The organism is Desulfobulbus sp., from assembly GCF_030824455.1.
Lineage (GTDB): Bacteria > Desulfobacterota > Desulfobulbia > Desulfobulbales > Desulfobulbaceae > Desulfobulbus.
This window is the reverse complement of record NZ_JAVBXR010000015.1, coordinates 45282-58826: the sequence shown is the minus strand read 5'-3', so window position 1 is coordinate 58826 and position 13545 is coordinate 45282. Positions and strand designations below refer to the sequence as shown.

Genomic DNA, 13545 nt, shown 5'->3' with positions numbered 1-13545 from the left:
AGGTTTTTTCTTCCTGTAATAATGAACAATCTTAGCGGACCGGTTGTCGGCCGATTGAATGAGGTCTGTCTACTGAAAAACCCCGCGCCGGTCAAAAGCCGTTTGCGTCGATTTCATGCTGCAAACAAGAAGTTTGTGCACAATGGGGAAGTCCCTGCAGGCAACAGGGTTTACAAGGGGGCAAACCCGCAACCCTTAGCGAAAGCGTTGATTTTGGGAAAAATTGCAAAAAATGTAAAAATACCAAATAAATAGATGGATGGTTAAAAAGTTTTCAACAGGTTGCCAACAAATTTTTATCTCTCTTTTCCTCTTGTTAACTCTCCAAAGCTCGATAATGCTCCATTTTCATCTTAGCCGGCGATGGGATTCTTTAAGCCCTTCTCACTCCATAGTTTCAGCGCAGAAGAGACGAAGAAAAAAATCTTCAAAGCCGAACCGTTTAATTTATATCGTAAAAACAACATGAAAGACTACTGCTGCGTTATTTTTCGCGACCGAGCGTCGGCGCCTTGATCGCGCTCGGCGGCTCCGGGCAACAGAGCACGGTAAAAACGCAGCCTGAGGGGAACGACAACGGTGCGAAGCGATCCTGGCCGTCAGGGCCTGGTCAGCAGGAATGGACGTGGAGGGCGCCGACGGGTAGAGTCGAGGAGGTTCGGTTGGGGGCAGGCCGGCGCGCAAGGGCGCGGAAGATCGGCGCATGCATGGGTGGAGACGTCGCCGCCGACAGGCGGCCGCGGCGGCGACGTCGGGTTGGGCGTCTTGTGCGTGTTCAGGCCAACTGCACCCGATTGATCTGGGCTTGGTCGCGCTGCACCGTGCGATGGTACTGCACCGCCGGGCGACCGAAGAGCAGCGCGTAGCCTTTGACGTGATCGTCGGGAATGCCCAGTCGCCGGTACATGTCGGTTTCAATCACCGAAAAGGCCCAGCGGATCATGGCGTTCCACAGCGTGCCGATGCCCATGGACGCGGCCAGGAGATCAAAAGAGCTCATGGCGATCAACAGATCGGCGTCTGGAGTGGCGACGCTCTGCGGGGCGGAAACCAGCAGCAGATGCGGCGCGTCGCGGAAGATGATGTCGCGGCCCTGGTCCCAGGCCGTGACCACGTGGCGAAAATAGCTCAGCCCCTCGGAAAGCCGTTTTCCCGCCACCGCCTGCCGCAGGCCTTCCATGGTTTCGCGGCGGAAGCGGACCATGGTTTCGCGGTCGTCGATCACGGTGAACAGGCATTGTTGTTTGTTTTTGCCGGTGGGCGCATTGGCCACGGTGCGGAGCATGTCGTCGATGACGCCTGGATCCAGCGGTTCCGGCAGATAATGGCGCACCGAGCGCCGCCCACGGATCAGCGCGGTCATTTGCCGGCCGCTGGGTAGGGACTCCGGCAGGGGCATGGAATGTTCGGGGTTGCTGCCGCAGATGGACAGGGCCCCGGTGGGGCAGACCGCCAGGCAGTGCTGGCAACGGATGCAGTGATGCACTCGGGCAGGATTGAGCGCTGGGAGGTCGTCGGCCATTTCGATGATGTGAAAGGGGCAATCGGCAACGCAGGCCCCGCACTGGATGCAGAGGTCGCGGTTGATGGTGAAGTGCAGGTCCATAAAAATCTCCTGGGTTGCGGCAAGGCGGGAATCGTCGTACGGTTGTGGCCTTGGTTGGATCAATCTGCCCATATTGACGAAGCATGGGGGGCTCGCGTGAGCGCGTCGACACAGAGAAAAACGCTCATCCAGGAACTGCGGCAGCTGCGGGGCGGGGTCACAGACACCTCAACCCTGATCTACCTGCAGCGATTGGCGTTCCTGCCGCGCGCGGCCTCCTGCTTTCGCCTGGTGGTCATTCCCCAAGTTGCCAGGGAATACGGCTCCAGCCCGGAGGATCTGGTGTATTGGGACGCCGCCCCGACCGGGCCCACAGACCAGGTCGTCTGCCAGGCGGCGCAGACGCTCGGGCTGCCGGTGCTGTCCGAGGACGGGGGCCTTTTGCGGGCCGCGCGGCGGCAGAATCTCGGCCATTACAACGCCATGATGCTCATCCTGGCCCTCTGCATCCAGGGAAACCTGCCCGTGGACGCCTATCCTGCGCTCCGTGCCCGGTTACTGACCTTTGCCCGCTATCGGCCGGAAATCGTGGCCGTGGGCGACGCGGTGTTTGCAGCCATTGCCGGCGACGGGGCAATCGGACGGTAGGCGGCTTATTCCGCCCGCAGCAGTTCGCGCGCCAAGGACGCCGCCGCGGTTATCTGGGCGTCGACGTCGGCGTTTGATTGCAGGCGCAGGCCCGAGGCGGTGATGATCCTGACCTCAAAGCCATAGAGTTCCAGATACATGGCATAGCGTTGGGGCACATCGTTGTGCGCGTCCGCCGCATCGACGTGGGAGAGAATAAGCACGGCGATCTTGCCCGGCGGCAAGCGGCTGCCGTTCTCCTCCTCATGGGCCGAGTCGGTCTGGATCAGGGACCACGTCCGATCAAAAAACGATTTGAACTGGCCGCAGGCGTCGCCGAAATAGATCGGCGAAGACAGGACGACCACGTCGGCGGCAAAGAGATCGTCGAGCACCGGGGTGAGGTCGTCTCGAAGCACACAGCGGTCCGCGCGGGTGTGGCAGCCTTCGCATCCCTGGCATCCTCGGTACTGCATGCTGTTGAGCGGATAGTCGGTGATCTCGGCGTCGTAGGCGGCTGCGGTTTCGGTGAAGGCTCGGGCGATGCGGGAACTGGCCCCGTTTTTTCTCGGGCTGCCCATGATGTTGATGATTTTCAAGAGAATGTCCTTTGCTGACGGATCTGGTTGGCGCGCGAGGTCGAAGCGGCCACGAGGTGATGCAAGCGACTGCATTGTACGAACCCGTAGATTATTTTTCCAGGGAATTTTGGGCAAGTAGACGCGGCGTGAATTTCATTTTTGTTATTCCTCTCGCCAGCAGACTGTTTTTCGGGTATTATTTTTCCCACCCGCCGCTGTTGTTCGAGGCGGGCCAGGTCGCCGCATCCCCGAGCGGTTCCTCCGCTTCGGCCTCCCGAAGTTCCTATCCGAACATCCAAACCAGATGACGACAATCAACCTCAATCCGTGTCCCGGTCGCCTGCACGGCGGCCTTGGGAGTGTAGCGCTATGAATTTGAAAACCAATATCGAGATGTTGAAACGATTAACCGCCCGTCCGGTCCCCGCGTCCGGACGCTGGCCCTGGCCGCTGGCCCTGTTCTACTGGCTGGCCGGAGCGCGCAAGGCCACCCTGGACCAACTGCCGGAAAGCGAGCGGGAGCGCATCGCAGTGCTCGGCTCTTCGGTGCTGGTCCCCACCCTGCTGGCTTTTTTCGGCATGTACCTATACGCCGCCAGCCGTTTCCAATCGTCCCGACCGATAGTTTCCCTGCTGGTCGCGCTCGTCTGGGCCTTTATCGTCATGAATGTTGACCGCATCCTCATGGCTACCTATCGGCCGTTCCAGCCGTGGCGGCGCAAGCTGATCCAGGTCTGCTTTCGCGTCGGCCTGGCGGCGGTGATCAGCGTGGCCATCGCCTTCCCCTTCTGCCTGGAGCAATATCAGGGCGCGATTAAGGAGCGCCTGCAGGGCGAGTACCGCACCCGGCTGAACGATCTGCAGAGCAAGGAGCGGGAAGAGCGGGAGTTGATCGAGAGCCGCGACGCCGGGCTGCTGACCAATTTGCAGGCGCAACTCAAGCAGGAGCAGGCCGCAGGCCCCGTGGACGCGAATCTCTATGCCGAGGAACTGGCCAAGCAGACCGTGCGCCAGCAGGACGACAACGCCCGCAGTCGAAAACAGGGGTTGGACCAGGAGGCGGCCGCCGCCTTGGCGGAATGGAAACAGGCCTCGGCGCGCATCCGCGAGGTTGAACAGGATCTCAAAAACGAGGCGCGCGGGCGGCTGGGCTCGGATCGGGGCGGCACGGGCAAGCCGGGACAGGGCGCCAAATTCAAAGAGTTGGAGCGGGATCTGCAGTTGCTGACCAAGGCCGAACAGGTCGCGCGCCAGCGCTACGAGCAGTTGCTGGGGCGTGCGGCTGCGGCCCTTCCGGCGGAACCGCCCAAGGATCTGTTGTCGGCGCTTGACGCGGACAAGCGGGCCTCCTTTGTGACCGCGGCCGAGGAGCGGAAGGCCCGCATCGACAAAATGAACCAGGCGATCGCCAAGGCCGAAAGCGAGCAGGCCGAGCGCATGGCCAGTCACAAGCTGCGTTTCGATCCGGTGCTCAAGAGTTATTATGCCAAGGCGGAGGGCAGTTTCGATCCCATGGAGGAAACCATCGGCCTGTTCAAGGTCATCTTCGTGCCCGAGGCCGACGGCGAAGGCGTGGAGCCGATTGTGCAGCGCTACAAGTGGATGGCGGCCCTGTTTCAATTCAGCATCGTCTTTGGCGTGCTGTTTCTGCTTGATCTGATCGCCATTCTTTCCAAGGTGATGTCGCGGCCCGGACCTTATGACGTCCTGGTTGAATTTCCAGAACTGGTCGCCGGTCAGAATCTGGCGGCCCTGAAAGAAGAGTATCCCCGTTACGCCGCCTCTTGGGCTAAAGCAACACCCCGCCAAGGCCCTGCCCCCGCCGTGCAGGACGGGGTTGATCTGCGCAACTCCGAAGAGATCGCCGAGTTGCTGCTGCGCGCCCACCTGCCCGGGGGAAACGGCTCGCAAGGGGATGCCGGCGCGGCTGGGCCGCAACGGCGCGACGCCTAGCGCAGTGCTCCCGGGCCTGCTCTCTGCCCTCTGTCTCCTGTTCCGCTTTTGCCCCGCAACGCTGCCGCAAGGGACGTGTTGCGGGGCGCTTTTTGGCCTGCGGCCCGCTGTATTTTTTTAAAATTTCGTCAATTAAGCGGAATCCTACAAGGTTTTTACGATTTCCTTTTTTAGGCTCTTGCTTTTTCGCTGCAGGAAACTACAGTTGATTACAAGAAACATTATCACGTAAAACCTTCAACAAGGAGAGCGCTATGACCCAAGAAAAAAAGACCACCACCTGCCCGACCTGTATGGGAAAAAAAGTAATCGAGGGCGTCTGTGAAACCAGCAGTGAATGGAAAGGCAAAAACTCGGATGGTCAGGTGTGCACGCCTGACCAAAAATGCCCGACCTGCAACGGCACAGGGCATGTAGCCGACTAAAACCTTGTACGTTTGACGCCTGCAAGACGCAGCAACGTCTTACAAAGCAAAACCGGGTTGCCGGCTCATTTCTCTGAGCCGGCAACCCGGTTTTTTTTGCGCCCCCTTTCCAAACGGGGGGAGCATGAGCCTTTGTTGGTCGGAGAGCTTACAGCGCCTTGTTGGCCTCCATGTGCAACACCAAATCGAGCATGCGATTGGAATAGCCCCACTCGTTGTCGTACCAGCTCATGACCTTGACCGAAGTACCCATCACCTTGGTGCACAGCCCATCGACAATCGAGGAGTGAGGATCGCCCTGAAAATCGATTGAAACCAGCGGTTCCTCGGAGTATCCCAGGTACCGGTTGGCGGCGGCGGCAAGGGCTTTGTTCACCTCCGCCACCGTGGTCTCCCGTTCGACCTCGATCACCACATCCACCAAAGACACGTCCGGGGTCGGCACGCGCACCGCCAATCCATCAAATTTATTCTTCAATTCGGGGATAACCAGGGCCACTGCGGCAGCGGCGCCGGTCTTGGTCGGCACCATCGACATGGCGGCGGCGCGAGCCCGGCGGAGGTCGGAGTGCGGGAAGTCGAGCAACCGCTGATCGCCGGTGTAGGCGTGCACCGTGGTCATCAATCCCCGTTTGATGCCGAAATTGTCCAGGATAACCTGGGCCACCGGGGCAAGGCAGTTGGTGGTGCACGAGGCGTTGGACACCACGTGATGCACGGTTGGGTCGTATTCGTCCTCGTTCACGCCCATGACGATGGTTTTCACCTCGCCCTTGGCCGGGGCCGAGATGATCACCTTGGCCGCCCCGCCGTCAATATGGGCCTTGGCCGACTCCATGTCGCAAAACAGCCCGGTGCACTCCAAAACATATTCCGCGCCGACGCTTGCCCAGGGGATCTCGCCCGGCTTGCGACAACTGGTAATCGGAATGGTCCGCCCATCGACGACAATGCCGTTTTCTCCCACTGTAATCTGCTGCTCGGACCGCCCCATAATCGAGTCGTACTTCATCAAATGCGCGATGGTTTTCACATCGGTCAGGTCGTTGATGCCGACAATCTCAATGTCGGCAAAGGCCGGGTCCTTGCTCAGCGCTCTAAAGATGTTCCTTCCAATTCGACCAAATCCGTTAATACCCACTTTTATCGCCATGGCACTTTACTCCTCATGTAAAATTAGGGATGACTTGTCTGCATACGCTCAAACCGCCGCGCCATCTTCCCGCAAAACGGCTTTGAGATGTGCTGCACGAACTCTTGCTTCGTTGCACTGCCGGTCGCAGCCCAACGCTCTCTCATACATCGTCAACGCCTGACGAAACCACTGCCCGCGCAGGTAACTTTCGCCGGCCAAGCAGAACCCGGCCGCAGCTCCGCCGGACAAAACATCGCTGAAAATCGCCTCGAGCGATTCCCCCCAGAGCTCGGTCACCACCGCTTCCCGTTCCGCCAGCAAGCGAACAATCAAGGCGTTGCCGATTAGTTCCGGCAGCATGGCGCGGATGGCACGGCTCACCTGTCCGAAAAGAAGCCCGACGCGTTCCATCTGCTGGGCGATGCCGCCGACCAGCACGCTGAGGTCCGACGCAAGCAGCCCTGGGGGAAACGTCCGAAGGCAGCAGTCGCCCAACAAGGCCGTGTTGCCCTCCACCACTGCGGCGCCGTAATTATTGAGCAGGTAGAGGTTTTCCTTGAGCTTCACGGCCTCGTGAAAAAGCGAGCCGACCAACCAATCAAGGAGAACGCCGTAGGCGGGTTGCCCCGGTTCTTCTCGCGGCCAGATCTGATGGCAGAGGTCCTTCAGCTGCCACAACCCGCCCTTGCGGGTTTCCGTCCCGACCATGGCGGTGCATTGCCGCAACAACTCCGCCCGCGTTTCCTGCGAGCCGCTGCCGGAGCCGTCGGCGTGGTCCCGAGGACGCGAGGCCGAGTGCAAATTCTGCACCTGTTGGAACCAGCGAATCAGTTCCAGGGCGTCGTCAAGCAACTGACGGACAAAATGATTCCTGCGCCCCTCGAACCAATCGCCGCCGCGCCGGTCTGCCGGCGGCGCGAAGCCGCAGCCGTTCGCCACTAGCGCTCCCGGCAACACATCCGCATTGCCTGCTGATACAGCCCCACATAGGCCTCCATCACTTTTTCCCAAGTGTGCCGTTGCAGGATGTGTTTCACAGCGCCCCGTTGCATGGAGCGGATGGTTTCCGGTTCCCGCCTATGCGTTTCCAGGGCCTGGAGAATGGCCGCCGTCAGCGCGGCCGGAGTGTTGTCGCCGTAGGAAAATCCGGTTTCGCCGTCAAGCACCTTGACCAGACCGCCGACCCGATGGACAATCGGCAGATTGCCAAGCAATTGCGCAATGTAGTCGGTCAGCCCGCACGGTTCGTAACGCGACGGAATGAGGAAAAAATCACCGGCCGCATAAACGCTGTTGGCCAAGACGGGATCATACCCCTGAAGAAAACAGACCCGGCCTTGGCCTGGGCCAAGCGTTGCCAATTGCTCCAGCTGCAGCTCAAATTCCGGCGCGCCGGAGCCAAAGACGAGCAATTGCCAGGAGCCGTCGGCCAGCAACAGCTCGCCAGCCGCCTCAATGAGCACGTCCACCCCTTTCTGCGTGGTCAACCGGCCGATAAAGGTGAGCAGCGGCGCGTCAGTGGCGGCGCTCAAGCCGCCGAACTGCCGCACCTCGTCCCATGGACCGCGCGCGGCAATCCTATCCAACAAGGCCGCCTTGCACTGTTGCTTGCCGACAAGATCGCCGGCCAGCACGTCGTAGCCGGCGGTCAAGCCCAGGCGCCTGGGCTGGGTCGGATCAAATGAGGCGGGATCAATGCCGTTGGTGACGCCGGCCAGCGTTACGCCCCGCTTCAGTAAGGCGTGCCCGAGCCAGCCGGTTCGCGCATCGTCCGGCGTCTGCTGCAATTCCCGGCCGTAATTTTCGCTGACCGTGTTGAGCACCGCATAGTCCGAGGCAACGATGAAGGGGTCAAAACTGCCGCCAAGCCGGGCCTTCATAACGACTCTCAACGGCAGATCGGTCACGGCATGGGCAAAGGCCAGGTCGCCCACTTCCTGATGGTACCCCAACCCGGCGTTATGAATGGTGACCACTGCGCCCGTTCGGTGAAAATAGTGCCGATAGCCGCTGTTTTCACGCATCATCGCCGGCAGAACCGCGGCGTGCCCGTCCTGACAGTGGATCACGTCGGGCCGCGCCTCCAAAAGGATCATCAGGTCAAGGGCCGCCTTCTGCAGCAGGATGTTCATGGCAAAATAATCATAATGCCCTTCGCCGCGACGCTGCCACGCCGCCTCCTTCGCCTCCTCTTCGGTGTAGGTGTAGACCCCGCGTTTGGCCGCGAACCGCTCCGCCTCGATCAACACGACCGCGACGCCGTTGATTTCCTTGCGCCAGACCGCCACAATCTCCCGTCGTTCCTCAGCGGTGTAATCCATGTCCACTTCAAACACATGTTCGTACCGCCGGCCGCCGATCACCCCGCTCTTGTCACCGATCTGCTCAAGCGAAAACCCAAGGCGATCAGCATCCATGAAACCATAGCGCGGCATCACCACACTGACCGAAGCGCGCCCGTGCCTCGCCAGGGCTTCCGCCAGTTGCCGGCAGACGTCCTTCACGCCGCCGGCGCCGGCCAGGCCGTGGTATTCGCGGCTGACCATCCATATCGAGCGGACAGCGTTCCGCCCGCCCTCTGTGTTACCGTCGATTTGCATAACATCCTTTGGCCGCGTCCGCGGCACAGCAGCTTGAACGCGCGACGCCTATCGTCTGAATTAAGCCGCGCCGCGAAACGGCGTCGGCTTTGATGAATTGTTAGGCCTGGTTGAGGCAACGCCGCGGCATCAGCGCGAACACTCCCCAGCCAAGGTACTCACGGGTGTACGCTGCATGGCGCGCAGGCTCCGAGGTCAATTTTGCTTGCACCTCTTCCGCCAACTCATCGTCGGGATTGGCTTCAAGCCATCGGCGCATGGTGAGCCATTTGGCCGCCTCGTATCTGTCCCAGCCGTCCTGGTTGGCCAGCACCATTTCCACAACGTCGTAGCCTAGGCGGCCGAAAGACGCGACCAGTTCCGGCAGCACAAGGAAGTCAGAGATTGTGTTGGCCAGACACCCCTTGGCGATGTCTTCCGTTGGCGGCAATTGCCGCCAGTAAGGTTCGCCGATGAGGATGATGCCTCCGGTGCGCAGGCTTTGCGCAAGAAGTTCGATCGTGCCAGCGACTCCTCCGGCAATCCAGGTGGCCCCAACGCAAGCGGCCACGCTGACCTTCTCGCTGGAGACGTAACCAGCAGCATCGCCATGAATGAACTCGACGCGATCAGCGACCCCCAGTGCTTCAGCGCGGCGCTTCGCTTGCTCGCTGAACAACTGGCTCATGTCGACGCCTGTGCCGACAATGCCATAGTCGCGTGCCCAGGTGCACAGCATCTCACCCGAGCCGCTGCCGAGATCCAGAACACGGTCCTCTGGCTCCAGGCGCAAAGCCGTACCGAGAGTAGCAAACTTTTCAGGTGTGAACGGGTTATGGATGCGGTGCGCACTCTCCGTGATGTTGAATATCCGTGGGATGTCCATTGCGTACATTTCCTTGGGGCGAAAAAAAAATTAATAAAGGCCTAACAACTTGTTGCGCGCCGCCCCATTGCTTCGACAATGCGCGCCGCCAAGTCCGGAGGCGAGGCGCCAACGGCGTCAAGACGCAGATCAGAACCTGCGGCATAAAGCGGCCGGCGTTGTTTGAGCAATGTTTCTATTTCATCACGAGCAGAAACGCCGCCAATCAGAGAGGGGCGCTGGGTTGCAGACGCGGGATCAGCGGCAATCCGCCCGCTGATGGTGTCGATATCGGCGTCGAGCCAAACGACAAAACAACAGGCGCGCAGCCGCAGCCATTCGTCCTGGTGTTCTATGGCGCCGCCGCCGGTCGCCAGAACCGTGTTGGTCATTGCGGAGAGTTCTTGCAGCAGCTGGCGTTCGGCCTGACGAAAAAACGGCCAGCCGCGACGTGCCACCACCTCGGCGACGTCGGCGTCCAATCGGGTGCAGAGCAGACTGTCGGCGTCTAAAAAGCTCCAGCCGAGTTGCGCTGCAAGCGCCTTGCCCACCGAGGTCTTGCCCGTGGCCCGGAAGCCGGTCAAGACGATGTTCTTTATGGGGTCACAGAAAATCATTCTTGTTCCAGCATAAAAGAAAGGCAGGCCGCACTTCAAGGGGAAAGCGGTCGCCGAGATTTTTTTCTTTTCTTTTTAATGAGCTATTCTTATTTTTAGTGAAATAATGCATGTTCACCGTGACCGGGGAGCGCCATGGAATACAAAGACTATTACCAAACATTGGGGGTGGCCCGCGACGCCTCGCAGGACCAGATCAAACAGGCCTATCGCAAGGTTGCGCGCAAGTATCACCCCGACGTCAGCAAGGAAGCGAACGCCGAAGCCAAATTCAAAGCCGCCGGCGAGGCCTACGAAGTGCTCAAGGATCCGGAAAAGAGAGCCGCCTACGACCAATTCGGCGCCAACTGGCGCGACGGCCAGAATTTCGAGCCGCCTCCCAACTGGGACGCCGGGTTCGAGTTTCGCGGGGCCGGCTACACCGGCGCAGACGCGAGCGAATTCAGCGATTTTTTTGAATCGTTGTTTGGCGGCGATCATGCGGGCGGCCAAGGTCGGCGCACCTTTCGGATGCGAGGCGAGGATCAGCACGCCAAAATCCTGATCTCGCTGACCGACGCTTACCAGGGAGCGCAAAAAACCATCACCCTCAACCGCCCGGTGGTTGACGACAACGGCCGCGTCAGCGCCAGCCCCCACCGGTTGAACGTCGCCATCCCCAAGGGCATTGTCGAGGGGCAGCGCATCCGCCTGGAGGGGCAGGGCCTGCCGGGCCACGGCGGCAGTCCCGCCGGCGACCTGTATCTGGAGATCGCCTTTGAGCAAGACCGCCTCTTTCACGCCGAAAAACGCGACATTCACCTCACCTTGCCGATCACGCCCTGGGAGGCGGCGCTCGGCGCGAGCCTCACCGTGCCGACGCTGGGCGGCAACGTGCAGGTGAAGATACCGCCAGGATCGCAGGGCGGCAAAAAACTGCGTCTCAAAGGCAAGGGGTTGTCGGCCGGCAGTCATCACGGCGACCAGATCGTCACCCTGCGGATTGTTGTTCCTGAAGCAACGACCGACGAGCAACGCAAGCTCTACGCGGCCATGGCGGAGCTGATGCCGTTGAACCCTCGAATGGCAATGGGGATATGATATGACCGAATCACAAAATTACATCCAGGGCATGGTCCTCAATGAAGAAACCCACTGCACGCTTGCCGACCTCTGCAGATTCTGCGGCGTCCACGCGGAAGTCATTCACAACATGGTCGACGAAGGGCTTATCACCCCCGAGGGCTATTCGCCGCGTGAATGGCGCTTTACCTTTGTCGCCGTCAAACGGGTGCAAACCGCCGTGCGACTGCACAACGATCTGCGCGTCAACCTGCCGGGCTGCGCGCTGGTGCTTGATCTGCTCGACGAGATCGAGGAATTGCGCCGATTCTCCCGTCGCGGCTGATTGGCGTTTGCTCCCTTCACGCACTCCTTGCCGTGCCGCCGCTGCCGCCGCCCTTTGACCACCTTGAGCTGTTCTCCTTTCTCCTGGGGACGGCAACATGCGCGGTCTTTGCCCTCCTGTGCCTGCTCCTGGCCCACAACAAATCCCAACGCCGGCAGCTGATCCTTTCGCTCCGTCTGGAACGACTGCAGGATGAATCCCGCGCCTTTGACGCGGAACTGCAGCGGCTGCGCACCGAGCGCAACCAACTGGCCAGGGAATGCCGAGAAATCGACGCCGACAACGCCTCCTTGCAAACGGCCTGCAAGGCCATGCAGCAACAGGTGGCGGAACGGGAACTGCTGCTGGCCGAGGCCCGCAAGCAGATTGAGCACGATTTCCAGTTCCTGGCCGGTAAAATCATCAGCGAAAAAGGCGAACAACTCAACAAGCAACATGAATCGTCGCTCAACCTCCTGCTCCGCCCCTTTCACGATCAGTTGCTGGAGTTCAAGCAAAAGGTTGAAGAGGTCTATGACCGCGACGCGCGGGACCGAGTCTCCATGATCAAGGAGATCGAGCACCTCAAGCAGCTCAACCAGCAGGTCAGTTCCGACGCCGCCAACCTGACCGAGGCCCTGCGCGGCAGCAACAAAATACAGGGACTGTGGGGCGAAATGGTGCTGAGCCGGCTGCTGGAGGCCTCCGGCCTGCGCAACGGCACGGAGTTTGCCGTCCAGGTTGCCTGCAAGGTGGACGGCGGCGCGATGTATCAACCCGACGTGTTGGTCTATCTTCCTGAAAACCGGACCGTGGTCATCGACGCCAAGGTGTCGCTCAAGGCCTTCACCGACGCGCACAACGCCCGGGACGGCGGCGCCAAACAGCAGCAGATCAAGCAACACCTGGATTCGATTAAAAAACACGTCAACCTGCTCTCCAGCAAGCAGTATCACCAGCTCACCGGCTCCGGCTCCCTTGATTTCGTGCTGCTGTTCATCCCCATTGAAGGGGCGTTCCAGCTGGCCGTTGCCCAGGAACCGGAAATTCTGGTCGCCGCCATGCAGAAAAAAGTGATTCTGGCCAGCCCCTCAACCCTGTTGGCGATTCTGAGAACCATCCATCATCTCTGGCGGTTGGACGAGCAAAACCGCAACAGTTTAGTGATTGCCAAACAAGCGGGGAGTCTTTATGATAAGTTCGTTGGTTTCGCCGAAGCCTTTGAAGATATTGGCCTTCGTCTCGATCAGTCGCAGCAGGCCTGGCACACGGCGCGCAACCGACTGACCTCCGGCCAGGGCAATTTGATCGCCAAGGCCGAAGCGCTGAAACACCTGGGAGTGCAGTCAAGCAAGGAACTGCCGGACTCCCTCAAGCACCTCTCTTCCGCACCAGGAGAAACGCCATGAAACACTTAAGCCTTGTTGTCGCCCTGCTTTCCCTTTTCGTTCTCTCCTCCTGCGCCACCAAGGGGCAAACCGGCGCGGTTGGCGGCGCAGCGGCCGGCGCCCTGATCGGCCAGGCCATCGGCCACAACACCGGCGCCACCTTGATCGGCGCGGCAGTGGGCGGCATGCTGGGATACATTGTCGGCAACGAGATGGACAAATACGACCGGGAACAACTCAACCACACCTACGAACGAGGCGTTTCCAATCAGCGCTCGTCCTGGGTCAATCCCGACAACGGCAACCAGTACACGGTCACGCCGCAACCGGCCTACCAGAACCAGAGCACCCATCGGGTCTGCCGACGGGCGGAAATTGAAGCCGTGATCGACGGCAAACCGCAGCGGACCTACAGCACCGCCTGTCGCGACGAATACGGCTCCTGGCAGTTGCAGCAGTAATC

At 60.3% G+C, this 13545-nt stretch carries 14 protein-coding genes; 7 read left to right on the top strand and 7 right to left on the bottom strand.

The features are described 5' to 3' along the window. Positions 1 to 775: 775 nt before the first annotated feature. The gene (locus RCH93_RS02710; RefSeq protein ID WP_306546774.1) at positions 776 to 1606 is read right to left on the bottom strand and encodes a nitroreductase family protein; all 831 of its coding nucleotides are present in this window, start codon (positions 1604 to 1606) and stop codon (positions 776 to 778) included. A gap of 96 nt (positions 1607 to 1702) precedes the next feature. Here RCH93_RS02710 and RCH93_RS02705 point away from each other — a divergent pair, with 96 nt between their 5' ends. Beyond that, positions 1703 to 2194 (top strand): hypothetical protein, encoded by a 492-nt coding sequence (locus RCH93_RS02705; protein ID WP_306546773.1) that lies wholly within the window; start codon positions 1703 to 1705, stop codon positions 2192 to 2194. Between the two features lie 5 nt (positions 2195 to 2199). Here RCH93_RS02705 and RCH93_RS02700 read toward each other — a convergent pair whose 3' ends face one another. After that, positions 2200 to 2772 carry a flavodoxin family protein gene (locus RCH93_RS02700; RefSeq protein ID WP_306546772.1) on the bottom strand — a complete coding sequence of 191 codons (573 nt, stop codon included), beginning with the start codon at positions 2770 to 2772 and terminating at the stop codon, positions 2200 to 2202. Between the two features lie 351 nt (positions 2773 to 3123). Between RCH93_RS02700 and RCH93_RS02695 the strand changes: the two genes are divergently transcribed. Next, complete coding sequence (locus RCH93_RS02695; protein ID WP_306546771.1) at positions 3124 to 4707, top strand: DUF4407 domain-containing protein; 1584 nt, start codon at positions 3124 to 3126, stop codon at positions 4705 to 4707. Between the two features lie 254 nt (positions 4708 to 4961). Beyond that, positions 4962 to 5132 carry an ankyrin gene (locus RCH93_RS02690; protein WP_306546770.1) on the top strand — a complete coding sequence of 57 codons (171 nt, stop codon included), beginning with the start codon at positions 4962 to 4964 and terminating at the stop codon, positions 5130 to 5132. 148 nt (positions 5133 to 5280) lie between these two features. On the opposite strand, the gene gap is transcribed toward RCH93_RS02690, so the two are convergent. The 5 genes from gap to RCH93_RS02665 all read right to left on the bottom strand — a co-directional run bounded on the left by gap (position 5281) and on the right by RCH93_RS02665 (position 10328). Beyond that, positions 5281 to 6285, bottom strand: a complete 1005-nt coding sequence (gene gap / locus RCH93_RS02685; protein ID WP_306546769.1) for a type I glyceraldehyde-3-phosphate dehydrogenase — start codon at positions 6283 to 6285, stop codon at positions 5281 to 5283. A gap of 48 nt (positions 6286 to 6333) precedes the next feature. Further along, positions 6334 to 7206, bottom strand: coding sequence for a hypothetical protein (locus RCH93_RS02680; RefSeq protein ID WP_306546768.1), 873 nt, complete (start codon positions 7204 to 7206; stop codon positions 6334 to 6336). Further along, positions 7206 to 8867, bottom strand: a complete 1662-nt coding sequence (locus RCH93_RS02675) for a glycogen synthase (RefSeq protein ID WP_306546767.1) — start codon at positions 8865 to 8867, stop codon at positions 7206 to 7208. Before RCH93_RS02675 ends, RCH93_RS02680 begins: the two co-directional genes overlap by 1 nt. Positions 8868 to 8967: 100 nt before the next feature. Beyond that, positions 8968 to 9732 carry a cyclopropane-fatty-acyl-phospholipid synthase family protein gene (locus tag RCH93_RS02670; protein ID WP_306546766.1) on the bottom strand — a complete coding sequence of 255 codons (765 nt, stop codon included), beginning with the start codon at positions 9730 to 9732 and terminating at the stop codon, positions 8968 to 8970. Positions 9733 to 9773: 41 nt separating this feature from the next. Further along, positions 9774 to 10328, bottom strand: coding sequence for a shikimate kinase (locus RCH93_RS02665; protein WP_306546765.1), 555 nt, complete (start codon positions 10326 to 10328; stop codon positions 9774 to 9776). A gap of 135 nt (positions 10329 to 10463) precedes the next feature. Between RCH93_RS02665 and RCH93_RS02660 the strand changes: the two genes are divergently transcribed. Genes RCH93_RS02660 through RCH93_RS02645 form a run of 4 tightly spaced genes read left to right on the top strand, consistent with a single transcriptional unit; the run spans position 10464 to position 13543 of the window. Beyond that, complete coding sequence (locus RCH93_RS02660; protein ID WP_306546764.1) at positions 10464 to 11408, top strand: DnaJ C-terminal domain-containing protein; 945 nt, start codon at positions 10464 to 10466, stop codon at positions 11406 to 11408. A gap of 1 nt (position 11409) precedes the next feature. Then, a complete protein-coding gene (locus RCH93_RS02655) occupies positions 11410 to 11715 on the top strand; it encodes a chaperone modulator CbpM (protein WP_306546763.1) in 306 nt (101 codons plus the stop codon). Between the two features lie 32 nt (positions 11716 to 11747). Next, positions 11748 to 13103, top strand: coding sequence for a DNA recombination protein RmuC (gene rmuC / locus RCH93_RS02650; RefSeq protein WP_306546762.1), 1356 nt, complete (start codon positions 11748 to 11750; stop codon positions 13101 to 13103). After that, positions 13100 to 13543, top strand: coding sequence for a glycine zipper domain-containing protein (locus RCH93_RS02645; RefSeq protein WP_306546761.1), 444 nt, complete (start codon positions 13100 to 13102; stop codon positions 13541 to 13543). Before rmuC ends, RCH93_RS02645 begins: the two co-directional genes overlap by 4 nt. Positions 13544 to 13545: the final 2 nt, after the last annotated feature.

Coding starts and splice junctions, on each gene's coding strand:
- RCH93_RS02665 (WP_306546765.1), bottom strand. CDS start 10,328: ATGATTTTCTGTGACCCCATAAAGAACATCGTCTTGACCGGCTTCCGG.
- RCH93_RS02670 (WP_306546766.1), bottom strand. CDS start 9,732: ATGGACATCCCACGGATATTCAACATCACGGAGAGTGCGCACCGCATC.
- gap (WP_306546769.1), bottom strand. CDS start 6,285: ATGGCGATAAAAGTGGGTATTAACGGATTTGGTCGAATTGGAAGGAAC.
- RCH93_RS02710 (WP_306546774.1), bottom strand. CDS start 1,606: ATGGACCTGCACTTCACCATCAACCGCGACCTCTGCATCCAGTGCGGG.
- RCH93_RS02645 (WP_306546761.1), top strand. CDS start 13,100: ATGAAACACTTAAGCCTTGTTGTCGCCCTGCTTTCCCTTTTCGTTCTC.
- RCH93_RS02660 (WP_306546764.1), top strand. CDS start 10,464: ATGGAATACAAAGACTATTACCAAACATTGGGGGTGGCCCGCGACGCC.
- RCH93_RS02695 (WP_306546771.1), top strand. CDS start 3,124: ATGAATTTGAAAACCAATATCGAGATGTTGAAACGATTAACCGCCCGT.
- RCH93_RS02675 (WP_306546767.1), bottom strand. CDS start 8,867: ATGCAAATCGACGGTAACACAGAGGGCGGGCGGAACGCTGTCCGCTCG.
- RCH93_RS02655 (WP_306546763.1), top strand. CDS start 11,410: ATGACCGAATCACAAAATTACATCCAGGGCATGGTCCTCAATGAAGAA.
- RCH93_RS02690 (WP_306546770.1), top strand. CDS start 4,962: ATGACCCAAGAAAAAAAGACCACCACCTGCCCGACCTGTATGGGAAAA.